Raw genomic sequence first — 21,335 nt, forward strand, 5'->3', positions numbered from 1 at the left:
CTGTTCCCGTACGTGGAGTTCCGGCTCCAGCATCGTCTCAGGAGGCCGCCATGCCCGAGCCGTCCGTCCTCGCTTCGCTGGTGTCCGGGCTGCGGAGCGACTCGATCGAGGTCGTCGACCTGACATCGCCGCTGTCGTCGTCCACGCCGGTGATCCAGCTGCCGCCCGAGTTCGGCCAGACCGCGGTGTTCGCACTGGAGGAGATCAGCCGGTACGACGACCGGGGACCGGCCTGGTACTGGAACAACTTCCGCAGCGGCGAGCACACCGGCACCCACTTCGACGCACCGAACCACTGGGTCACCGGCAAGGACCTCGCCGACGTGGCCTCGGTGCCGGCGCGGCGGCTGATCGCACCGGCGGCCGTGCTGGACTTCACCGCCGAAGCGGACGCCGACCCGGACTTCCTCGTCGAAGTGGACCATGTGAAGGCCTGGGAAGCGAAGAACGGATCGCTGCCCGACGGCGGTTGGCTGCTGCTGCGCACCGGCTGGGACGCCCGCTCGGACACCCAGGAGGCGTTCCTCAACGCGGACGAGAACGGTCCGCACACCCCGGGCCTGTCGCCGGAATGCGCCCGCTGGGTGGCCGAGGAGTCCCCGGTGATCGGCCTCGGCGTCGAGACGGTGGGCACCGACGCCGGAGGCGCCCACTCCTTCGACCCGATGTTCCCGTGCCACTCCTATCTCATGGGCAGCGACAAGTACGGGCTCACCCAGCTGCGGAACCTGGCCGCGCTGCCGCCCACCGGTGCCGTCGTCATCGCCGGACCCCTGCCCATCGTCACCGGCTCCGGAGCTCCCGCACGGGTGCTCGCGCTGGTGGAGCGCTCATGAACGTCGCGGAGGCGGTCGGCCGGGCGCTGGTGGCGGCCGGGGTCGAGCAGGTCTTCGGCGTGGTGGGGTCGGGCAACTTCCACCCGACCAACGCCATGGTCGCGGCGGGCGCGCGGTTCGTCGCCGCCCGCCACGAGGGCGGCGCGGCGACCATGGCCGACGCGTACGCGCGGATCAGCGGCACGGTCCCGGCGCTGAGCGTGCACCAGGGCCCCGGCCTGACGAACGCCATCACGGGGATCGCCGAGGCGGCCAAGAGCCGTACGCCCCTCGTCGTGCTCGCGGCGGAGGTGACCGAGCCGAAGTCGAACTTCTACGTCGACCAGGAGGCACTGGCACACGCGGTCGGCGCGGTCACGGAGCGGATCACGTCCGCCGAGGACGCGGTCGAGCAGACCTGCGCCGCCGTACGTCGCGCCCTGCACGAGCGCCGCACCGTCCTGCTCAACCTCCCCCTGCCGGTGCAGTCTCTGGACGTGCCGGACGGCGTCCTGGCCCAGGCCGCCGCGCCACCGGAACGAGCGCCGGTCGAACCGTCGGCGGCCGAAGTGACCGCGCTGGCACGGCTGTTGGGGCAGGCCCGGCACCCGGTGTTCGTGGCCGGGCGGGGAGCACGCGGGCCCGGCGGCCGGGACGCCCTCGAAGCGCTCGCCGAGCACCACGGCGCGCTGCTCGCGACGTCGGCCGTCGCCCGCGGTCTGTTCCACGGCAACCCCTGGTCGCTCGACGTGTCCGGCGGCTTCGCGTCCCCCGTGGCCGCCGAACTGATCCAGGGCGCGGACCTGATCGTCGGCTGGGGCTGCGCGCTGAACATGTGGACCATGCGGCACGGCCGGCTGATCGGCCCGGAGGCGACGGTCGTCCAGGTCGACGACGACGCGTCCGCGCTCGGCGCACACCGGGCGCTCGACCTCGGCGTCACCGGCGACGTGACACGCACGGCACGGCTCGTGCTCGACGCGGGCGGCGGACCACGGCAGGGCTACCGCACCCCCGAGGTCGGCGCGGACATCGCCGCACGCGTGCGCTGGCGGGACGTGCCGTACGAGGACACGAGCGGCCGTGACCGGATCGACCCGCGGACGCTGAGCATCGCCCTCGACGACATCCTCCCCGGCGAGCGGGTCGTCGGCGTGGACTCCGGCAACTTCATGGGCTACCCCAGCATGTACCTGTCGGTGCCCGACCAGCACGGCTTCTGCTTCACCCAGGCCTTCCAGGCGATCGGGCTGGGGCTGGCGACCACGATCGGCGCGGCGCTGGCCCGGCCGGACCGGCTTCCCGTGGCCGCGCTCGGGGACGGCGGCGCGCTGATGGGCGCCGCCGACCTCGACACGGTCCGCCGGCTCGGGCTGCCGATGGTGGTCGTCGTCTACAACGACGACGCCTATGGAGCGGAGGTGCACCACTTCGGGCCCGGCGGACACCCGCTCGACCTGGTCGAGTTCCCGCCGACGGACATCGCCGCCGTGGCACGCGGCTACGGCTTCGAGGCGGTCACCGTGCGCTCGCGGGCGGACCTGAAGGCCGTAGCGGACTGGGTGGCCGGGCCACGTTCCGCCCCGCTGCTCATCGACGCCAAGGTCGTGCGAGATCACGGCTCTTGGTGGCTGGAGGAGGCGTTCCGGGGGCACTGAAGCGAAGGCCGCGCGGCAGCCCGTAGGCTCCCGCGCGGCAACGTCCAGTCAGGACGACTGGGCGGTCTGGTACAGGTTCTGCGCGTCCGCGCCGAAGACCGGCCCGTACATCGCGTTGGGCAGGAAGTTGTACTTGAAGCTGTTCACCGAGGACTGCAGACCGGTGCCGGTCGTTTCGTCGAACTGGGTGAACCAGGGGCCTCCGCTGGAGCCGCCGGTCATGTCGCAGGTCATGCCGTGGTCGCTGGACAGCAGGAAGTCGCGGTAGGTGGTGCCGCTGCAGTAGATGAACTTCTCGCCGTCGTAGGGGGCGGCGGCGGGGAAGCCGAAGGCGTACATCGCCTTGTTGTAGCCGGTGTTGAAGGCCAGGCCCTGGCCGCCGACGACGTCGGTCAGGCTCTTGCCGTCGAGCGGGGCGACCACGGCCGCGCCGACGTCGTAGTTGATGTCCTCACTGGCCGTCCACTGAGGCGTGGACAGCGTCTTGGACGCCGACCACCTGCCGTACGGCGCCTGTCCGTCGTGGTACGCGGGCACGAACACCCAGTTGGTGTGCCAGGAGCCCTCCAGCTTCACACAGTGGCCGGCGGTCATCACCGTGCTCTTGTTGGCGCTGGTGACCGCGTTGCCGGAGCAGGACGCGGTGCGGCCCTGGTAGGTGAAGAAGACCCGGCCCGCGGTCTTCACCACGGCCCCGCCGCCGGTCCAGGGGCCACCGCCGTTGGGGATGGCCAGGGTTCCGACGGGGGAGGCCGGGGCGCTCGGTGCGACGACGGACTTCTTGCCCTGGCGCGGGGTCGAGGCTGTCACGTCGGAGCGGTCGACGGACAGGACGTCGAGCGGGACGGCCTGCCGCATCCGCTGGGGGGTCCAGAAGTCACGGGCGCGTTCCTGCGCCGCGAGGGGCACCGCTCCCGGTTCCGGAGTGGCGGCACCGGCCGGGGCGGCGGTGACACCCGTGGCCAGGAGGGCGGCGACGCCGGCCAGCGCGCCGAGGACGCTGCGGCGGACGCGGGCGCCGCCGGATGTGCGGAATCTGCCTATCACGCGGTCTCCTTCTGCGGTGGGGGGACGACCGGGCGGCGGGGACCATCCGCCCGGGTGGGCAGGGGTGTTACTGCGTGCGCGGTTCAAAGCAGCGTGCCACCAAGCAGCGGCGTCTGGGCAGGTGCACGCCATAACCATGGCCGAAAATCCACAAAGTCCGCATGGGTCAGGCCTTGGCACCCCGCCGGACCACGAGCTTTCTGAGCAGCGGCCACACCAGCAGCACCACGACCACCGCGTAAACCGTCACCGCGAACGGCGTGTTGACCAGCCCCGACACGCTGCCGTCGCTGATCTGCAGGGCACGCCGCAGTTGTTGCTCGGCGTTCGGGCCGAGGATGACACCGATGACGGCCGGCAGGATCGGCAGGCCATAGCGCCGCATGCCGAACCCGATCAGCCCGATGACCAGCAGGGTGACCAGGTCGATGACCTCGCCGCCGACCGCGTACGCGCCGACCATCGCGAAGAACAGGATCCCCGCGTACAGATACGGCCGCGGAATGCGCAGCAGCTTCGCCCACAGCGGCGCCAGCGGCAGGTTGAGCGCGAGCAGCAGCACCATGCCGACGAAGAGCGAGGCGATCAGGCCCCACACCAGCTCCGGCTCGCGCTCGAACAGCAGCGGCCCGGGCTGGATGCCGTACTGCTGGAACGCGGCCAGCATCACCGCGGCGACCGCCGTCGTCGGCAGGCCCAGCGTCAGCATCGACACCAGCGTGCCCGCCGCCGAGGCCGACGCCGCCGACTCCGGTCCCGCGACGCCCTCGATGGCGCCCTTGCCCCACTCGTCCTTGTGCTTGGACAGCCGTTTCTCGGTGACGTACGACAGGAAGGTGGGGATCTCCGCGCCGCCCGCCGGAATCGCGCCGAACGGGAAGCCGATGAACGGGCCGCGCAGCCACGACTTCCAGGTCCGCCGCACATCCCCGCGGCCCAGCCACGGGCGGCCCACCGGGATCGGCTCACCCGGATTGCGCCGCAGATGCGCCGCCACCCACAGCGCCTCGCCGATCGCGAAGAGGCCCACCGCCACGATCACCACGTCGATGCCGTCGGCGAGTTGGAGCGAACCGAAGGTGAGACGCTGCTGCCCCGTCATCTGGTCCAGGCCCACCAGGCCGAGCGTCAGGCCGATCAGCAGGGAGGCGAGCCCCCGGATCCGGGACGAGCCCAGCACCGACGTCACGGCGATGAACGCCAGCACCATGATGGCGAAGTAGTCCGGAGCGCCGATGTCCACCGCCAGATCGGCGACCGTCGGCGCCAGCGCCACCAGCAGGATCGTGCCGATCAGGCCGCCCGCGAAGTGACCGATGGCGGCAGCTGCCAGAGCCTGCGAGCCACGCCCCGACTTGGCCATGGGGTTGCCCTCCATGGCCGCGACCACGGCGGCGCTCTCGCCGGGCGTGTTGAGCAGGATCGAGGTGGTGGAGCCGCCGAACATCGCGCCGTAGTAGATCCCCGCGAACATGATGAACGCGGCGATCGGGTCGAGTCCGTACGTCACCGGCAGCAGCAGAGCGACCGCCATCGCAGGCCCGATGCCGGGCAGGACCCCGATCGCGGTGCCGAGCAGGACACCGAGGGCCGCCCAGAGCAGGTTGACCGGGGTGAGAGCCGTACCGAAGCCGTCCAGAAGGGAGTTGAGGGCGTTCATGTCACAGCGCTCCCATCAGGGGGCCACCGGGCAGCGGCACTCCGAGCAGGTTGTTGAAGACGGCGTAGGTGACGAGGGAGAGCACGGCCGCGATGAGCGGGTCTCGGTCGATACGGCGGCTACCGAGAGCGAAGGCGGCGCCCCAGAACAGGAGGGCGCCCGCGGCGGGGAAGCCCAGCGGCTCGATGAGGACGGCGGCACCGAGGAACACCCCGGCGAGCAGCAACACCGTGCGCCCGTCGGCGGGTTCGGACAGGTCGATGTCCTCACCGGTCTCCGCCTGGCCACGGCCGCCGCGCAGCACGTCCACGGCGAGGAGCGCGGCGATGACGAGAAGCCCGATGCCGACGACGATCGGCACCGTCTTCGGGCCGACGGGACCACGCTGGGCGATGTCCACGTCCATGGTGAGCGCATCGGTCAGCACCAGCACGCCGAGCGCCAACAGCAGGACGCAGACGCCGAGTTCGGAGTGTTCGCGCAGCCACGAGCGCCGCTCGGCCGGCTCGGCGGGGGGAGTATCCGTCTGCGTCGTCACAGTCCCAGCTCCTTCAGCACCGACACCACGCGCTTGTCCTGGGCGTCCAGGAAGTCGCCGAACTCCTCGCCGGTCAGAAAGGCGTCCTCCCAACCGTTCTGCTCCAGGGACTTCTGCCACTCGGGGGAGTCGTGGAGCTCCTCGAGGAGCCGGGTGAGCTTCTCGCGTTCGGCGGCGGACAGGCCGGGCGGGGCGACGATGCCGCGCCAGTTGGTGAAGTTCACGTCGTAGCCCGACTCCTTGAGCGTGGGCGCGTCCTTGAGCTCGCCGACGCGCTCCGGGCCGGTGACCGCGAGCACCCGCAGCTCGCCCGCCTTGATCTGGTCGAGGTACTCGCCGACGCCGGACACTCCGAAGCCGACCTTGTTGCCGAGGATCGAGGCGAGCAGCTCACCGCCGCCGTCGAAGGGGATGTAGTTGACCTCCTTCGGCGCGATGCCCGCGGCCCGCGCCATCAGCATCGGCGCCAGATGGTCGGGCCCGCCGGGCGAGGAGCCACCGCCGACCGGAATCTTGCCCGGGTCGGCCTTCCACGCCTTGATGAGATCGTCGATCGTCTTGTACGGGGAGTCCTTGGCGACCACGACCACGTCCTGCTCCTCGGTGAGCCGGGCGATCGGGGTGGTGTCGGCGAGGGTCTTGGGCGCGTGGTTGGAGCGGGCCGCGCCCACCACCCCGAGCCCCATGGACATCGCGAGCTTGCCGTTGCCGTGCTCGCCCACCAGCCGGGTCAGGCCGACGGTGCCGCCGGCGCCGGGCAGGTTGAACACCTCGATGGAGTGTGTGAGGTCGGCGTCCTCGGCGTTCTTCGCGGCGGTCCTGGCGGTGATGTCGTAGCCGCCGCCGGGGGTGTTGGGGACCATGAAGCGCAGGCCCGGGATCTGCGTGCCGGTGTCGGAGCCGCTGCCGGTGGTCAGCAGCGGCGGTGCCACCAGGACCAGCACGGCGGCCCCGAGCAGGGCGAGCGGGGTGCGCAGACGCACGAGTGCCACCACCTGTCGGTCGATGCGGGTTTGTGGAGCGTGATGTGGGCCACATGGTGCACGGGCGGCGACGGCCTGTCTCGCTTCCGGAACCAACGGAGGTTTTGGTCTTTGTGTCAGCGGCAGGGCGGCGACGGATGTCTTCCCCCGCTCCCTGGCCAAGGCCATCATGGGGCCGTCCCGGCACCCGAACCACCAGGTCAGAGATGAGCAGGTCGTGGTCACCACCTTCCGTCGCCAGACCCTCGCGGGCGAGATGCTGGTGCTCCAACTCGCCATCGTCGTGGTCGTGTTGGTGGCAGTCGCCGCCGTCTCCCTTGCCCAGTCCGAGGCAACCTTCAACCGCGTGGAGGGCCGCCGCGTCGCCGCGCTGGCCGAGCAACTGGCCGCCACGCCCCTGGTGCGCAGCCAGCTCACCCAGCCCCTGCCGCAGGAAGCCCTCGCTCCACTGGTGAACTCCATGCAGACCCAGTCCGGAGTCACCTCGGTGACCGTGGCCGACGCCGCGGGCCGGATCGTCAGTTCCACCAACGCCACGGTGATCGGCGACCGGCTGCCCCTCGGCGAGGGCGCCGCGGCGGGGCGCGGCTGGTCGGGGCCGCTGACGCTGGACGGCAGCCACGAGCTGGTGGCCCAGGTGCCCGTCCTCGGGGCGACGCGGCAGAACCTCGGCCGGCACCTCGGCACGGTGATGATCGGCGAGGCCGACCCGACGGTGTGGCAGCGCCTCAGCGGCGCGTCCTCCTACCTCCTCGCGTACCTGGGCATCGCCAGCGGCCTCGGCGTGGCCGGCTCCTGGCTGCTCGCCCGGCGCGTGAAACGGCAGACACTCGGCCTGGAGCCCCGCGAGATCACCGGGCTGGCCGAACACCGCGAGGCCATGCTGTACGGCATCGCCGAGGGCGTGATCGCCCTGGACCCGGCGGCCCGGCTGACCCTCGTCAACGAGATGGGCCGGACCCTGCTCGACCTGCCCGAGGAGTGCGTGGGCCGGAGCCTTGACCAGCTCGGCATCGAGGGACGGCTGCGGGACGTCCTCGCCGGGGCCACGCCCGACCAGGGGGACCAGGTCGTCGTACGCCACGGCCGCGTCCTGGTGATGAACCGGATGACCGTGGCCAAGGACGGCCGTCTGCTCGGCTCCGTCACCACCCTGCGCGACCGCACCGAACTAGCCCGCCTGGAGCGGGAGATCGGCTCCTTCCGCAGTTCGTCGGAGCTGCTGCGCGCGCAGGCCCACGAGTTCGCCAACCAGCTGCACACCATCTCCGGGCTCATCCAGATCGGCGAACAGGACGAGGTGGTCCGCTACATCCGCGCCCTGAGCCGGCACCGGCAGTCGCTGGACATCACCCTCAGCCGCCGGGTCCGCGACACCGCCGTCGCCGCCCTGCTGACCGCGAAGGCCTCCCTCGCCGCCGAACGGAAGGTCACGCTGCGGATCTCGGACGACACCGCGCTCGACCGGCTCACCCCGGAGGACGCCGCCGACGTGGCGACCGTGGTCGGCAACCTCGTCGACAACGCCGTGGACGCCGCGGCGCACGACGGCGGACGCTGGGTCGAGGTCGGGTTGCGGCAGGACGCCTCCAGTGTGGAGATCGTCGTACGGGATTCAGGTCCCGGCGTGGCACCGGAACTCGCCCAGGAAGTGTTCCAGCACGGCTTCACCACCAAGGCCGCCCAGGAGGGCGAGCGCGGCATAGGCCTGGCGCTGACCCGGCTGGTCTGCGAACGTCACGGCGGTGAGATCTCGGTGACCAACACCCCCGACGGGGCCATGTTCACCGCGCGCATGACCGTCAGCCACCTCACCGACGCGGTGGCGGAAGGAGCGACATGACCGACGACCCGAACCGGATAGGCGTCCTCATCGTCGACGACGACTTCATGGTGGCCAGAGTTCACCGCACTTTCGTCGAACGCGTCCCGCCCTTCACCGTCGTCGGCGTCGCCACCACCGGCGAGGAGGCCATCGCCGCCGTCGACGCACTCCGCCCGGACGTCGTCCTGCTCGACCTCTACCTGCCCGACGTCTTCGGTCTCGACGTCATCCCCCGGCTGCGCACCGCCGGCCACGACTGCGACATCATCGTGATCAGTGCCGCGCGGGAGGGCGATACGGTACGCCGGGCCGTGCGCCGCGGCGTCGTCGACTACCTGCTGAAACCGTTCGAGTTCCAGGACCTGCGCTCCCGACTGGAGCGGTACGCCGCCCAGCGCGGCCGGCTGCTCACCACGGTCGTCCGCAGCCAGGCCGACGTGGACCGGGTCATGGCCGGAGGCACGGCACCGGTGCCGGCGGTCAGCCCGCTGCCCAAGGGGATGAGCGTGGAGACCGCCGACCTCATCGAGCGCACCCTCCGCGACTGCGCCGGCACCCTGTCCGCCTCCGAGTGCGCGACCCTGACCGGTGTCTCCCGGGTGAGCGCCCGACGCTACCTGGAGTACTTCCACACCACCGGCCACGCGGAGGTCTCCCTGCGCTACGGCGCGGCAGGGCGCCCCGAACGCCGCTACCGGTTCCGCGGGCAGCCCGCCGTCATGCGGTGAGCTCCTTGCGGATGCGGTCCAGCATGAACGCCGCGGAGTCGCGGGCCCGTTCCTCCCAGGCGAAGACGCAGGACGTGGCGACGCCGTCGAAGTCCAGCTCCCGCAGGGTGCCGAAGAAGGCGTCCCAGTCGACCTCGCCCTGGCCGATGTCGAGGTGCTGGTGGATACGGGCCGGGGTGCCGGGCGGATTGAGGATGTAGCGCAGGCCCGAGGAACCCTTGTGGTTGAAGGAGTCAGCGATGTGCACGTGCTGGAGCTTGTCGCCCGCGTAGCGCATCATCGCCGCGATGTCGGCCGTGGGGTCGGCTCCCGAGAGGTGGAAGGTGTGCGGGGCGCAGTAGAGGTAGTTCACCCAGGGCTTGTTGATCGCGCGGACCAGGTCGACCGCGGGGGTGTTCTCCTCACAGAAGTCGTCCGGGTGGGCCTCCAGGTTCAGAGCGATGCCTTCGCGCTCGAACACCGGCAGCAGTTCCTCCAGCGAGCGCCAGAACGCGGCCTCGCTCTCGGCGGCGCGCTCCGGACGGCCGTTGAACTCGCTGTTCATCAGCGGGCATTCGAGGTCGGCGGTGATCTCGATCATCCGCTTCCAGTAGCGGACGGCGGCCTGCCGCTCGGTCTCGTCGGGCGAGGACCACTTGTACAGCGGCAGCACGGAGGACAGCTGGACACCGTGGGCGCGCAGGGAGTTCTTCAGCTCCGCGATCCGCTCGTCGTCCGCCCGCGGATGCACGAAGAACGGCATGAAGTCGTCTCGCGGCGACAACTCGATGTACTCGTAGCCGAGTTCGGCGACGGTGCGCACCATTTCGTCGATGGGGAGCGCACGGAGCATGTACGGGTCGAGGGCGATCTTCATGCGACGCCTCCGTAGAGGGTCGGGCGGGGCTTGAGGTCCGTGGCGACGACGCGGCCCGACTCCAGGGCCTCGACGGTCGCGCTGGTGATGACGGTGGCGGCGTAGCCGTCCCACGCGGACGGGCCGGTGGGCTCGGTACCGGACGCGACCGCGGCGATCCACTCACGGAACTCGGCGTCGAAGGCGTCGGCGAACCGGCCCACCCAGTCCGTGAGGACCTCCGTGCTGTGCTGTCCCGCGCCGCGCACACCGACCGCGGCCGGGTCGGGCAGCCGGACGAGCCCCTCCTCGCCGACCGCCTCGCACTGGATGTCGTATCCGTACTGGCAGTTGACGAAGACCTCCAGGTCGATGCGGACGCCCTTGGCGGTCTCGAAGAGCATGATCTGCGGGTCCTTCAGGTGCGCGAACCGCTTGCTCGTGGCGCGCGGGGTGACCACCTGCGTGGAGACGATCTCGTCGTCGAGCAGCCAGCGCAGCACATCCACCTCGTGCACCGCGGTGTCCAGGGCGGCCATGGAGGAGATGTACGACTCCGGGACGGTCGGGTTGCGGTGGGCGCAGTGCACGATCAGCGGCTCACCGATGCGGCCGGCGTCGATGACCTGCTTCATCTGCCGGTATCCGGCGTCGTAGCGGCGCATGAACCCGACCTGGACCAGGCGGCGGCCGTGTGCCGTCTCCGCCTCGATGATCTTCAGACAGTCCTCGGCGGTCGTGGCGAGGGGCTTCTCGCAGAACACCGGCTTCCCCGCGGCTATCGCGTTCAGCACATGCTCGGCGTGGGTCGGCCCCCAGGACGTCACGAGGACGGCGTCCACGTCGTCGGCCGCGATCACCGCCGCGCCGTCGGCCACCACCCGGGCGCCGACCGGCGCCGCCGCCTGAGCGGCGCGGGCGGCGTCGATGTCCGTGACGGCGGTGACACGGGCGCCGGCGACGGTGTCGGTGAGCCGCCGGATGTGCTCCTTGCCGATCCAGCCGGTGCCGATGACTCCTACACGTACAGTCATGAACGTTTCCTAACTAGGCGTAACGCGCCCGGAGTTCGGCTTCGAGGGTTTCCAGTGAGCGGCCCTTGGTCTCGGGGACGTAGAGCTTCACGAAGATGAGCGAGAAGATTCCCGCCACCACGAAGAGGAAGAAGGTGTTGGAGATCCCGATCCCGGAGACCAGGGACGGGAAGACCAGGCCGATCGCGAAGTTGGTCAGCCACAGCACCACGGCCGCGATGCCCATCCCGAAGCCACGCATCCGCATCGGGAAGATCTCCGACAGCATCAGCCAGGTCACCGGCGAGATCGCGCCCTGCTGGAAGGCGAGGAAGGTGACCGTCATGGCGAGCACGGCATACGCCCGTCCGTCACCGGAGGGCAGCACAAGGGAGAACACGCCGATCAGCAACAGGGCTGCGGTCGTACCGATCTGACCGGTCATCAGCATCGGGCGGCGGTTCACGCGGCTCAGCAGCCAGATGCCGACGAAGGTGGCCAGCACCGAGATCACGCCGTTGGCGATGTTCGCGGTCAGCGCGCTGTCGGCGGCGAAACCGGCGTCGGTGAGGATCTGAGTGCCGTAGTACATGATCGTGTTGACGCCGGTGATCTGCTGCACGATCGCGATGCCGAAGCCGACGAACATCAGCTTGCGGAGCCACGGGGTGGCCTTCATGTCCTGCCAGCCGCCGAGCTTCTCCTGCTCCTCCTTGACCGCGAGCGCGGACACCTCGGCCAGTTCGGCCTCCGCTCGCTGCTGCGACCGCACCTGCTTGAGCACTTCAAGGGCCTCGCCGAAGCGCGTCTTGGAGGCGAGCCACCGCGGGCTCTCCGGCATCACCAGCATGCCGAACCACAGCACGACGGCCGGGATCGTGGCGATCACCAGCATCCAGCGCCAGACACCGCCGGACTCGCCGCCCACCCGGGCGATGATCGCGTTCGAGGTGAATGCCAGCAACTGGCCGCTGACGATCATGAGTTCGTTCCGCGTCACCAGCGCGCCGCGCCGCTCGGCGGGGGAGATCTCCGCGAGATACACGGGCACGGTCACCGAGGCGCCGCCGACCGCGAGACCCAGCACGAACCGCGCCACGACCATGACCGCGGTGGTCGGCGCGAGCGTGCAGCCGAGCGCACCGACGAAGAACAGCACCGCGAGAACGAGGATCGTACGGCGCCGTCCTCGCGCGTCCGACAGCCGCCCGCCGGTCACCGCGCCCAGGGCCGCGCCCAGCAGCAGCGAACTGGTGACCATGCCCTCGGTGACCGCGGTCAGACCCAGGTCGTCCGTCATGTAGGGCAGCGCGCCGTTGATGACGCCGGTGTCGTAACCGAAGAGCAGTCCGCCGAAGGTGGCGATGATCGTGATGAGCCGCAGCCTGCGGGAGACGGCCGGCGGAGCGTCGTCCGCCGGCGTGACGGCTGTCTTGAGCGCGTCGTTCCTGACGTCCATGGCAGCCCCCCTTACCGGTCGACGGTCGGACGTCGCGTGCCGGACAGACCGCACCCGGACAGATGCTCACGCGTGCTCACCGCGATGGGCAGCGGCACCTCGGGAGCGCACGGGTACAGATCCTGCTCGACGATCACGAACAACTCCGCGTCGAGCCTTGCGAGTTCGGCCACGACATCGGCGGGCTTGGGCACCCCGGCGGGCGGCGACACGCACACCCCGCGTTTGACGGCCTCCCCGAAGGAGAGGTTCTCGGCGGCGACCTGGGCGAGGATCTCCGGGTCCATCTGCTTGATGTGCACATAGCCGACGCGCTCGCCGAACCGGCGGATCAGGTCGAGGTTGTCGCCGCCGCCGTAGGCGACGTGCCCGGTGTCCAGGCACAGATTGGTGTACCGGGAGTCCGACTCGTTCAGCAGCCGCTCGATCTCCGGCTGCGTCTGGACGTGGCTGTCGGCATGCGGATGGACGACGAGCCGTATGTCGTACTCGTCGAGCAGCAGCTTCCCGAGCCGGTCGGCGGCCTTGCCGAACCCGGCCCACTGCTGGGCGGTCAGCTCGGGCGGCTCCGTGAACGCGCCGGTCTTCTCGTCCCGGTACATCGGCGGGATGAGGACCAGGTGGTGGGCGCCCGCGGCGGCGGTCAGCGCCGCGACCTGGCGGACATGGGCGAGCATCTCGTCCCAGACCTCGGCCCGGTGCAGCGCGCCGAACGCGGTGCCGCCGGAGACCCGCAGACCACGGGCGTCGAGTTCGTCCTTCAGCCGCAGGGGATCGGTGGGGAGGTAGCCGTACGGGCCGAGTTCGAGCCACTGGTAGCCGGCCGCGGCCAGCTCGTCGAGGAAGCGGGTGTACGACACCTGGTGCTCGTCCTCGGGGAACCAGACGCCCCAGGAGTCGGGGGCGGAGCCCAGGCAGAGGTTGCCTGCGGTGGTGCGGAGCGGCGATGGCGCCGTTGCCATGGCGGTGCCTTTCGATGGGGGCATCGAGATGTGCTGTCGCGCGCTACTAGCGCGCTCTAGTGCGAGTACGATGACCCCTGTCCAAATGTCATGTCAATAGTTTGTTGCCGGGGGATTTCGCGGCAGACCGTAAGGTGGCCGCGTCGAAGGGTGGGTGCGCAGGTGGATGCAGCGGGCAAGCAGCGGCCTACGATGGCGGACGTCGCCAAGAAGGCGGGTGTCTCCCGGGCGCTGGTCTCCATCGTGTTCCGCAACCAGCCGGGGGCGAGCGAGGAGACGCGGCAGCGGGTGCTGCGGGTCGCCGACGAGATCGGCTACCGGCCCGACTCCGCGGCCCGGTTGCTGGCGCGCGGGCGCAGCCGCACGCTCGGCGTGATGTTCACCGTGCACCAGACCTTCCACACGGACCTCATCGAGGGCATCTACCCGGAGGCCGAACGGCTCGGCTACGACGTGCTGCTCTCCGCGGCTTCCGAGGGCCGCAGCGAGGCGAAGGCGATCGAGGCGCTGCTCGCCCACCGCTGCGAGGCACTGATCGTGCTCGGCTCCGACGCCGAGGCCGCCTATCTCGACGAACTCGGACAGCGTGCGGTGACCGTCTCGGTCAGCCGGCGCGTCCCCCATGCCCGCGTGGACTTCGTGCACTCGGCCGAGGGCAAGGGCGTACAGCAGGCCATGGAGCACCTCTTCGAACTGGGGCACCGGCGCATCGTGCACATCGACGGTGGCCGCGGTCCCGGCTCGGCCGAGCGGCGGCGGGCCTACCGGGCGGCGATGCGGCGCCACGGGCTGGAGTCCGAGACGAGGGTGATCCCCGGGCATCACACGGAACAGTCGGGCATCGAGGCGGGCCGGCTGCTGCTGGCGGAACGGGACCGCGGCCATCCGCTGCCGACGGCGGTCCTCGCCGGCAACGACCGTTGCGCGCTGGGCCTGTTGATGCCGCTGACCCGGGCCGGCGTCGAGGTCCCGCGCGATCTGTCCGTCGTCGGCTACGACGACAGCCACCTCTCCCACCTGATGCCGGTCGGCCTGACCACCGTCCGCCAGGACGCGATGCTCATGGCGGAGCACGCGGTGCGGTTCGCGGTGGAGCGGCTGGAGAAGCCCGGACTCGAGCCGCGGGAAGCGGTGCTGGACTGCAAGCTGGTGGTACGGGGAACCAGCGGGCCGGTACCGGAGGAGCAGGGCTGAGCCACCGCACCCGGCCGGCATCGCCACCGCGATGCCGGCCGATCACCTGCTTCAGTTGCTTCAGTGCGAGCCGCCCTGCCCCCACCAGGCGGCCGAGGCATCCCGCAGGGTGTTGGTGCCGCAGTGCACCTCACCCATGCCGAGGTGGTACGTGTACCAGTCGTCGAGGTACGACACCTTCATGCCCACGCGCCGATAGGCCGCGGTGACCGCCTCCGCGAAGATGTCCTTGCCGCCGATCACCGGCCCCCACTGCTTGGGCGCCAGATAGCGGTCACGGGCGAGCAGCACACCATTGACCGCGCCGGGGACATAGGCGCTCGTCATGACGGTCTCCGGAGCCGCCGCTGCGTTCGGCTCCTCGGCGAGCCACTTCTGCTGACCGTGCTTCCTGGCCGCGTTGGCGAGAGCGCTGTCGCCGCCCACACGGGTCAGGCGGGGCATGGGAGTGTCGCCTCCGTTCGCCGACACCGCCACGTCGCGCGTGTACAGCGCGGGAACGCGGACTATCTCGGCGTCGGTGACTCCGGTCTCGCGCTTGAGGATCTCCAGGTTGGCCGCGATGCGCTGTGCCGCCATCGTGTTGTCGGCCACCAAGTGGCGGGAGGCCAGGGCCTGCTCGATGGTCTCCCTCGGCGCGGGCCCGTACTCGGAAGGCGGGACCGAGAACATCTTCGTCCGGCCATGACCGGCCTGCCGGGCGTCGCGCAGCAGCTTGAGCCCGGCGTCGGGGTCGGCGACGCCGATCCGCCAGCCGCGCGGGGTGTCGGCGGGCAGGAACTGCACGAACTCGTCGACATGGCCGACGCCCAGCCAGGAGGTGTCGAGCAGCAGCGGGTCCTGGAGACCCTGGGACTTCAGCATGGTGCGCATCGCCTGGGACGGTCGGGTCCCGCTGTCCTTGCGCTCGCCCATGATGATCCGCCCGGCCGGGAACGAGCGCCCATTGTGTGCGTACGGCGGGATGGTCTCCAGGTTCCCCATCGAGTTGAGCGACCAGTCGCGCTGCGGGGACCGCTCGGTGACCTGGACGACGCCGATGTCCCGGCCGCGGATCTTCTCGAACAGTTCCCGGCCCGACTCACGGTCCGGCTGGGCCGAGCGCAGCATCACGCGCATGACCTGGCGCTGCCCGTCGGGTCCGGTCATCGCGACGTACGCGGGCTCCACGAAGTCCTGCGCCCAGATGTCGCCGTACTTGTCGAAGGTGACCAGAGGCTTGGTGACGCCGGCGCGCCGGGCCTGCTTCGCCAGACCCACGACGAACCGCGTGAACAGCGGTTCCCCCTCCAGCTTGGTGACCATCACTTGCTGGGTCTGCTGCAGATGGTGGTGGGTGAGCAGCGGAGCCACGCGCAGGGTGACCTCGTCGGAGGTGGTGGCGCCCGCGGAGGTCACGGTCAGACGGATGACCGTACGGCCGTCCCACTGCGCGCTGTCGCGGATGATGTCGGTGGCCTCGACGCCGAACTCCACCCCGGAGCGCAGCTCGGCGGCGGTCAGCCGGGTGTCGGGCGTGACCAGGACCCAGTTCCCGGACCGCTTGAGGAAGACGTGGGTGTGCTGGGCACCCGTGGTGACCTTGACGCCGCCCGTGGCGTCACCCGCCAGCCCCGGCAAGGGCGTTGAGCGGACCCGGGCCAGATCGGCGGCGTCCGCCGCGCCGTTGACCTTGGTGTCGGAGGCGTCCTTGCAGGCGGCCAGCTTGGCGTCGGGCAACCGGCTGCCGCCGGGGCCGGTGACCGGGCAGCGCTTGGTGTCGTCGTCGAGGTTGGGCAGGGTGACGGCACCCCGGCCGACGGTCCAACTGTCCTCGCCGGCCGTGTCGGTGTCGCCGGTGAGATCGACCCGGCCGTCACGGTCGACGTCCGCGCGGAGATCGGCTGTCGCGGCCGGCTCCGCGGCGACGGCGGGGGAGAGCTGCGTGGCCAGCACGGACCCCGTGGCGGCGAGGGCGAGGAACACGGATCCCGCGGGGTGGGTGCGTAGACGCGTACGTGCGCGCACGGCGAATCCCTTCTCGGTGGGGGGTGTTTCGCCGTGCAAGAGGGGAAATGGGGGCTGTGCGTTGACTGTGAGGTGAGGAGTTCTTACCGGGGTCCGCTCACGGGACCGCACCGGCGGGACCAGTGAGGAGCTGCCTGAGCGGGTCCGGCGAAGTCCGATGTGTTTCGGCAGCGACCAGCCGCGACGCACCCGCAGCTGACACACCGGACTTCCAGCGTTGCGCCTAGCAGATGTTCTGGCTGCTGTTGACCAATGTGTTGTTGCGGAACGTGGTGTTCGTGCCGCAAGGGCTTTCCCTGATCGCCGAGTTGGTCACCCGGAGATTCTGGATCGTGATGTCGGAGTTGTTGGGGAACTCCGAGCGGGCCGCGAGCCGGATCTCGCCGCCGCCGGCGACGCTGCCGCTCTGCGCGGCGATGTTCACGTTGGTGCAGTTCTCGACCAGGATCGAGTTGTTGCCGGTGTTGGAGATGTTCACCCGGTCGATGACCGCGCCGCCGCTCTCGGAGACGCAGAACACGCCGCGCCCACCCCCGCGCGCGATCACCTCACCCACGCGGATGTTGGTGGGGTACGAACTGCCCACCCGGCCATTGCGGTTGGCCATGCGGAACGCCGCGTAGCCGGTGCCGGTGCCCGCTCCGTCCGCGTCGACCTTGGTGACGGTGGCGTTGATGGTCTGGTTGAGCAGCAGTCCGGACTCGCCCACGTTGCGCGCGGTGACCGTGCCGACGGTGAAGCCGTCCACGCCGTACGTCTCCACGGCGTGGCTGCTCGCGCCGGAGACGTACACGTTGTCGATCCGGACGTTCCGCGTCCACTGGCTGGTGTCGCCTCGGTTGTCGATGCGGACGCCGAGGCCGCGCGACAGGCGCATGTCGAGCTGGCCGAGCACGACGTTCTGGACGTTGCGCATGAAGACGCCGTACAGCGGGCTGCCCGTGAGGGTGAGGTGCTGGACCTCGATGTCGCGGGCGCCGCGGGCGTACACCGGGGCCTGGTCGCCGGAGCCCGATCCGGTGACGTTGATCGTGCCGCAGACGTCGAGCACGGTGTAGCTCGGCAGGGAGACCCGGGATCCGGCGCTGATGGAGCCCGAGCCGCGGACGACGACCCGTTCCTTCGAAGTGCGGCCGGCCGTCAGGCTGCTCACGGCCGCCTGCATCGCGGCGCGCATGTCGCCGCCGGTGTACACGACACTGCTGCCGCGCCGGGCGGTCCAGGTGCTGCCGCTGAGTACCGCCTCCGCCTGGTACGAGCCCTCACCGCACGCCGCCGCCACCTGCGGCGGGGCGGCCGCGTGCGCGGGTTCGGTGAGCAGGGCCGCTCCGGTGAGCAGGGCGGTGGCGCATGCGGCGGCGGCAACGGCGCGTCCTCTGGGGGCGGTTGCGGGAGTGTCGGCGAGGTGTTGTGCGGCTCTGCGTCCCATCTCGTCTTCTCCAAGTGATCCGGTTGTGGGGTGTGCGGGGGGTTGGATCCCTCGCCGGTGCCGTCGTCGAATCCGGTTCGACTGAATCGATTCACGATCGGGGTGTGCGTGACCTGGAGAGTCGTGGCTCCGTCGTGGCTCCCAGGGGTCCCGCAGCGAGCGGCGAGGTTGTAGCAAGCGTTTTCTGCGAGCGGTCGGTGAGTGTGCCCCCGCCGGTTACGGTCGTCAAGGGGCGAGGACGGGTTTGCCGCCGCGCGTACGGGCTACGCGGGCGGCGTGCCCTGCTCCGTGGATCCGGGAGGTCCGATGACCTGGCAGATACGTGACGTGATGTCGCCCGGCGCGGCAGCCGTCGAGCCGATGACGACCGTCGCGCGGGCGGCCCGGCTGATGCGCGAGCAGAACATCGGCGATGTGCTGGTGGCGTACGACTGCGATCTGTTCGGTGTACTCACCGACCGCGACATCGTGGTCCGGACCCTCGCCGAGGGCCGCGACCCCGACACCACCACCGTCGGGTCGGTGTGCACGCGCCCGCCCGTGGTGACCCTGACCCCCGACGACACCACCGACCAGGCGGCCGAGCTGATGCGCCGGCACGCCGTCCGGAGGCTGCCGGTCGTCGAACGGGGTGGCTGCCCGGTCGGCGTCGTCAGTCTCGGCGACCTCGCCACGGCCGACGACCCGCGTTCCGCGCTGGCCGACATCAGCCGGGCGCATCCCACCCGCTGACGCAAGCAGGGAGCGTGCCATGACTCAGCACGTACGCGACATCATGACCAGCACCCCCGTGACGGTCGAACCGCTCACGTCCGTGACCGCGGTGGCCCGGCTCATGCGGGACCAGGACATCGGCGACGTCCTGGTCACCGAGGAAGGACGGCTGCGCGGCATCGTCAGCGACCGGGACCTCGTGGTGCGTGCCCTCGCCGAGGGCGAGGACCCGGAGCACACGACCGTGGCCCAGGTGTGCAGCGGCGATGTGTTCAGCGTCGGCCCCGACGACGACATCGACCGGGTGGCCGAGCTGATGCGCGAGCACGCCGTACGCCGGATCCCGGTCGTGGCGGACGAGCAGCCGGTGGGCATCGTCACCCTCGGCGACCTGGCCGTGGAACGGGCCCCGGAAACGCCGCTCGGGAACATCAGCGCGTCGAGGCCCAACCGGTAGCGGGGCGCCCGCAGACGCGTGACGTCATTCCTCCGCGTCGCGGACCAGGAGTGCGATCTGCACCCGGTTCTCGACGGCCAGCTTGGCGAACAGGCTGCTCGTGTGTGCCTTGACGGTCGCGATGCTGATGTGCAGCCGCTGGGCGATCTCCGGGTTGCCCAGTCCGTCCGCGATGGCCCGAGCGGTTTCGCGTTCTCGCTCGGTCAGTGTGGACAGCCGTTTCCGTGCGGCTTCGCGGGTTGAGCTGCGAGCGTGAGGGGACTGCGGGCCGGTGGCCGCGGCGATCACCCGTGCAGTGGCGGCCGGAGACAGCACGGGGTTGCCGTCCGCGACGGTCCGCACCGCGTCGAGAATCTGCGACGGTGGGGTGTCCTTGAGGACGAACCCGAGTGCTCCGGCGCGCAGTGCGCCGAGCACCAGATCGTCGGAGTCGAAGGTGGTCAGCATGAGCACCCGGGGCGGCGCCGGTCGGGTGAGGAGTTCCCGGGTCGTGCTGAGACCGTCGCGGCCGGGCATGCGTACGTCCATCAGGACGACGTCCGGCCGCTGCTCGTCCACCACGGTGATCGCGGCGTCCCCGTCGGCCGCCTCCGCGACGACGGTCAGGTCCGGTTCGCCGTCGATGACGAGCCGCAGCGCCATGCGTACCAGTTGTTCGTCGTCGACGATGACGACCCGCACCGGCTCCCGCTCGCTGTCCACTCAGGTTCTCTTTTCGTGGGTGGGGTCCGGCCAGGGTAGTTGTGCGGTGAGGAGGTATCCGTCGTCGGGCGTGGGGTGATGGTCGAGTTTTCCGCCGGCGAGGTCGACTCGTTCGGTGAGACCGAGCAGGCCGAAGCCCGATGCCGGTGATCGTGCGGGTTTGGTGGTGGCCGCGGAATTACGAACGCTGACGTCGAGTTGGTCGCCCGCTGTCACGTCGAGGGTGATGTGTATGCGTGCGCCGGGGGCGTGTTTGGCGGCGTTGGTCAGTCCTTCCTGGACGATGCGGTAGCAGGTTCGCCCGACGAGGTCGGACGGTGTCCCCGTCACGGTGGTGGTGAGCGTGACGTCCAGTCCGGAGGTGCGGGCGTCGGCCACCAGGTCGGGGATGAGGTCGAGGGAGGGCTGGGGTGGTTCCGGGCGGTCGGGGTCGGCCCGGAGCACACCGAGGACATCCCGTAGTTCTTCCAGGGCTTGGTGGGAGCCCTCGGCGATGGAGCGGACCAGCACACGGTTCTCCTCTGCCGCGAGGTCGCCGCGGTGGCCCAGTACTCCTGCCTGCATGGCGACCAGGGAGATCCGGTGCGCGAGCACGTCGTGCATCTCGCGGGCGATCCGGTTCCGTTCCAGAGCCCGTGCCTGCGCCGCTCGTGCGGCCTGTTCCCGTTCCGCGCTCTCCGCCCGCTCTCGCAGGGACCGCACTTCGACACGCCGCGCGCCGACCGCCATGCCGACGGCCACCGCGATGCCCGCGGTCAGCGCCGGGAACGCGAGCTGGTACCACAACGAGCCGGGCGGTCTCTCGACCGGATAGAGCCCGATGGCGAACTGTGACGCGGTCACATAGGCCAGCCCGACGACCCCGATCTCCACCGGACGGCGACGGGCGGAGATCGAGCCCAGCGCCAGAAGCGCCGCGCCGGTGGCGAGCGTCGAGGCGGTCGAGGCGATCGCGACCGTCATGGCGACGGCGAGCGGGAACCGCCGTCGCCACACCAGCGCAGTCAGGCAGCCGAGAGCCACCAGCGGATCACCGGTGAGGAACCAGGAGCCCGTTCCGTCCGACTGCCAGTGCAGCACCGCACCGGTGGAGAGCCAGGCCAGTACACCCACTCCCACGGCTGCCGCCAGCCGCCAGGTCTGCTGCCACCACCCGAGCCGTGGCGCGACGTCTGTATTCACCTGGCCATTGTCGCGACACCGCACGGCCGGTGAGTCAGACCGGAGGCTGAAGTGCCTTCGACCAGAGTCGAATCCCCGCCTCGACTTTGGGCGAAGGCGAATCGAGCCGCCGGGCCGATGTGCCGGC

19 protein-coding genes are annotated in these 21,335 nt (G+C 70.6%); 7 read left to right on the forward strand and 12 right to left on the reverse strand.

What is annotated here, in order from left to right; genetic code table 11:
* Window positions 1–50: 50 nt before the first annotated feature.
* On the forward strand, window positions 51–836 hold the full coding sequence (locus OG828_RS42520) for a cyclase family protein (RefSeq protein WP_328369329.1): 786 nt from the start codon (window positions 51–53) through the stop codon (window positions 834–836).
* Window positions 833–2,473 (forward strand): thiamine pyrophosphate-binding protein, encoded by a 1,641-nt coding sequence (locus OG828_RS42525; protein ID WP_328369331.1) that lies wholly within the window; start codon window positions 833–835, stop codon window positions 2,471–2,473. The genes OG828_RS42520 and OG828_RS42525 overlap by 4 nt, the downstream gene beginning before the upstream one ends.
* Window positions 2,474–2,521: 48 nt before the next feature.
* Here OG828_RS42525 and OG828_RS42530 read toward each other — a convergent pair whose 3' ends face one another.
* The 4 genes from OG828_RS42530 to OG828_RS42545 all read right to left on the reverse strand — a co-directional run bounded on the left by OG828_RS42530 (window position 2,522) and on the right by OG828_RS42545 (window position 6,701).
* A complete protein-coding gene (locus OG828_RS42530) occupies window positions 2,522–3,517 on the reverse strand; it encodes a trypsin-like serine peptidase (protein ID WP_443062531.1) in 996 nt (331 codons plus the stop codon).
* Window positions 3,518–3,686: 169 nt separating this feature from the next.
* Window positions 3,687–5,180: a tripartite tricarboxylate transporter permease gene (locus tag OG828_RS42535; RefSeq protein WP_328369336.1), complete on the reverse strand. Its 1,494-nt coding sequence runs from the start codon at window positions 5,178–5,180 to the stop codon at window positions 3,687–3,689.
* 1 nt (window position 5,181) lies between these two features.
* A complete protein-coding gene (locus tag OG828_RS42540) occupies window positions 5,182–5,718 on the reverse strand; it encodes a tripartite tricarboxylate transporter TctB family protein (protein ID WP_328369338.1) in 537 nt (178 codons plus the stop codon).
* Window positions 5,715–6,701 (reverse strand): Bug family tripartite tricarboxylate transporter substrate binding protein, encoded by a 987-nt coding sequence (locus OG828_RS42545; RefSeq protein WP_328505035.1) that lies wholly within the window; start codon window positions 6,699–6,701, stop codon window positions 5,715–5,717. Before OG828_RS42545 ends, OG828_RS42540 begins: the two co-directional genes overlap by 4 nt.
* Before the next feature lie 217 nt (window positions 6,702–6,918).
* On the opposite strand from OG828_RS42545, the gene OG828_RS42550 reads away from it, so the two are divergent.
* Window positions 6,919–8,544, forward strand: coding sequence for a sensor histidine kinase (locus tag OG828_RS42550; RefSeq protein ID WP_328504160.1), 1,626 nt, complete (start codon window positions 6,919–6,921; stop codon window positions 8,542–8,544).
* A complete protein-coding gene (locus OG828_RS42555) occupies window positions 8,541–9,254 on the forward strand; it encodes a response regulator (protein ID WP_328504161.1) in 714 nt (237 codons plus the stop codon). The genes OG828_RS42550 and OG828_RS42555 overlap by 4 nt, the downstream gene beginning before the upstream one ends.
* Here the strand turns inward: OG828_RS42555 and OG828_RS42560 are convergent.
* The 4 genes from OG828_RS42560 to OG828_RS42575 are packed head-to-tail and all read right to left on the reverse strand — an operon-like array spanning window position 9,244 to window position 13,523.
* Window positions 9,244–10,110, reverse strand: coding sequence for a sugar phosphate isomerase/epimerase family protein (locus OG828_RS42560; protein WP_328504162.1), 867 nt, complete (start codon window positions 10,108–10,110; stop codon window positions 9,244–9,246). The two genes, OG828_RS42555 and OG828_RS42560, sit on opposite strands and share 11 nt — an antisense overlap.
* Complete coding sequence (locus OG828_RS42565; protein ID WP_328504163.1) at window positions 10,107–11,123, reverse strand: Gfo/Idh/MocA family oxidoreductase; 1,017 nt, start codon at window positions 11,121–11,123, stop codon at window positions 10,107–10,109. Before OG828_RS42565 ends, OG828_RS42560 begins: the two co-directional genes overlap by 4 nt.
* 13 nt (window positions 11,124–11,136) lie before the next feature.
* Window positions 11,137–12,561 (reverse strand): sugar porter family MFS transporter, encoded by a 1,425-nt coding sequence (locus OG828_RS42570; protein WP_328369352.1) that lies wholly within the window; start codon window positions 12,559–12,561, stop codon window positions 11,137–11,139.
* An 11-nt stretch (window positions 12,562–12,572) separates the two neighbouring features.
* The gene (locus OG828_RS42575) at window positions 12,573–13,523 is read right to left on the reverse strand and encodes a TIM barrel protein (protein WP_328504164.1); all 951 of its coding nucleotides are present in this window, start codon (window positions 13,521–13,523) and stop codon (window positions 12,573–12,575) included.
* A 192-nt stretch (window positions 13,524–13,715) separates the two neighbouring features.
* Here OG828_RS42575 and OG828_RS42580 point away from each other — a divergent pair, with 192 nt between their 5' ends.
* Window positions 13,716–14,717: a LacI family DNA-binding transcriptional regulator gene (locus OG828_RS42580; protein ID WP_328504165.1), complete on the forward strand. Its 1,002-nt coding sequence runs from the start codon at window positions 13,716–13,718 to the stop codon at window positions 14,715–14,717.
* Window positions 14,718–14,777: 60 nt separating this feature from the next.
* On the opposite strand, the gene OG828_RS42585 is transcribed toward OG828_RS42580, so the two are convergent.
* A complete protein-coding gene (locus OG828_RS42585) occupies window positions 14,778–16,724 on the reverse strand; it encodes a protein-arginine deiminase domain-containing protein (RefSeq protein ID WP_328504166.1) in 1,947 nt (648 codons plus the stop codon).
* 223 nt (window positions 16,725–16,947) lie between these two features.
* The gene (locus OG828_RS42590; RefSeq protein WP_328504167.1) at window positions 16,948–18,153 is read right to left on the reverse strand and encodes a hypothetical protein; all 1,206 of its coding nucleotides are present in this window, start codon (window positions 18,151–18,153) and stop codon (window positions 16,948–16,950) included.
* A gap of 306 nt (window positions 18,154–18,459) precedes the next feature.
* On the opposite strand from OG828_RS42590, the gene OG828_RS42595 reads away from it, so the two are divergent.
* Both OG828_RS42595 and OG828_RS42600 read left to right on the forward strand, forming a co-directional pair.
* Window positions 18,460–18,885, forward strand: coding sequence for a CBS domain-containing protein (locus tag OG828_RS42595; RefSeq protein ID WP_328504168.1), 426 nt, complete (start codon window positions 18,460–18,462; stop codon window positions 18,883–18,885).
* A 19-nt stretch (window positions 18,886–18,904) separates the two neighbouring features.
* Window positions 18,905–19,324 (forward strand): CBS domain-containing protein, encoded by a 420-nt coding sequence (locus OG828_RS42600; protein ID WP_328369367.1) that lies wholly within the window; start codon window positions 18,905–18,907, stop codon window positions 19,322–19,324.
* Window positions 19,325–19,348: 24 nt separating this feature from the next.
* Here the strand turns inward: OG828_RS42600 and OG828_RS42605 are convergent, their stop codons facing one another.
* Window positions 19,349–20,026 (reverse strand): response regulator transcription factor, encoded by a 678-nt coding sequence (locus OG828_RS42605; protein WP_328504169.1) that lies wholly within the window; start codon window positions 20,024–20,026, stop codon window positions 19,349–19,351.
* A complete protein-coding gene (locus OG828_RS42610; RefSeq protein ID WP_328504170.1) occupies window positions 20,027–21,208 on the reverse strand; it encodes a sensor histidine kinase in 1,182 nt (393 codons plus the stop codon).
* Between the last annotated feature and the right edge of the window lie 127 nt (window positions 21,209–21,335).

Source organism: Streptomyces sp. NBC_00457, from assembly GCF_036014015.1.
GTDB lineage: Bacteria > Actinomycetota > Actinomycetes > Streptomycetales > Streptomycetaceae > Streptomyces.

Bases quoted from the DNA above. Each gene is read 5' to 3' on its own strand.
- OG828_RS42535 (WP_328369336.1), bottom strand. From the start codon at position 5,180: ATGAACGCCCTCAACTCCCTTCTGGACGGCTTCGGTACGGCTCTCACC.
- OG828_RS42570 (WP_328369352.1), bottom strand. From the start codon at position 12,561: ATGGACGTCAGGAACGACGCGCTCAAGACAGCCGTCACGCCGGCGGAC.
- OG828_RS42555 (WP_328504161.1), top strand. From the start codon at position 8,541: ATGACCGACGACCCGAACCGGATAGGCGTCCTCATCGTCGACGACGAC.
- OG828_RS42525 (WP_328369331.1), top strand. From the start codon at position 833: ATGAACGTCGCGGAGGCGGTCGGCCGGGCGCTGGTGGCGGCCGGGGTC.
- OG828_RS42600 (WP_328369367.1), top strand. From the start codon at position 18,905: ATGACTCAGCACGTACGCGACATCATGACCAGCACCCCCGTGACGGTC.
- OG828_RS42560 (WP_328504162.1), bottom strand. From the start codon at position 10,110: ATGAAGATCGCCCTCGACCCGTACATGCTCCGTGCGCTCCCCATCGAC.
- OG828_RS42580 (WP_328504165.1), top strand. From the start codon at position 13,716: ATGGCGGACGTCGCCAAGAAGGCGGGTGTCTCCCGGGCGCTGGTCTCC.
- OG828_RS42590 (WP_328504167.1), bottom strand. From the start codon at position 18,153: ATGGGACGCAGAGCCGCACAACACCTCGCCGACACTCCCGCAACCGCC.
- OG828_RS42575 (WP_328504164.1), bottom strand. From the start codon at position 13,523: ATGGCAACGGCGCCATCGCCGCTCCGCACCACCGCAGGCAACCTCTGC.
- OG828_RS42595 (WP_328504168.1), top strand. From the start codon at position 18,460: ATGACCTGGCAGATACGTGACGTGATGTCGCCCGGCGCGGCAGCCGTC.
- OG828_RS42565 (WP_328504163.1), bottom strand. From the start codon at position 11,123: ATGACTGTACGTGTAGGAGTCATCGGCACCGGCTGGATCGGCAAGGAG.
- OG828_RS42520 (WP_328369329.1), top strand. From the start codon at position 51: ATGCCCGAGCCGTCCGTCCTCGCTTCGCTGGTGTCCGGGCTGCGGAGC.